This window comes from Pseudoalteromonas sp. S3785, from assembly GCF_005887365.1.
Lineage (GTDB): Bacteria > Pseudomonadota > Gammaproteobacteria > Enterobacterales > Alteromonadaceae > Pseudoalteromonas.
Window position 1 is genome coordinate 1 of sequence record NZ_PNCT01000017.1, and the last position, 512, is coordinate 512.

The 512-nt window shown below is 46.1% G+C and carries 1 protein-coding gene; it reads right to left on the bottom strand.

Features of this window, described 5'->3' with window-relative positions; genetic code table 11:
* Positions 1–512, bottom strand: a 512-nt coding sequence (locus tag CWC17_RS05020; protein ID WP_138612257.1) for a GTP-binding protein, incomplete at both ends; no start/stop codon positions are given.

Consider the following 512-nt stretch of genomic DNA (forward strand, 5'->3'; position numbering starts at 1 on the left):
CCATCAAGGTCTATAAGTTCAGAAACGTGAATTAGTGGTAAGTCATCACCTGGGAAGTCGTACTCAGAAAGAAGTTCACGAACTTCCATTTCTACTAGCTCAAGTAGCTCTTCATCGTCAACCATGTCACATTTGTTCATGAATACAACGATGTAAGGTACGCCAACCTGACGAGAAAGTAGGATGTGCTCACGTGTTTGTGGCATAGGGCCGTCAGTCGCAGCTACTACTAAGATAGCGCCGTCCATTTGAGCAGCACCGGTGATCATGTTTTTAACATAATCGGCGTGTCCAGGACAATCTACGTGTGCGTAGTGACGAGTTGGTGTATCGTACTCAACGTGAGAAGTTGAGATTGTGATACCACGCTCGCGCTCTTCTGGAGCGTTATCGATTGATGCGAAATCTTTAGCAACACCGCCGTATACTTTTGCAAGTACGTTAGTGATTGCTGCAGTTAGTGTAGTTTTACCGTGGTCAACGTGGCCGATTGTACCAACGTTTACGTGAGG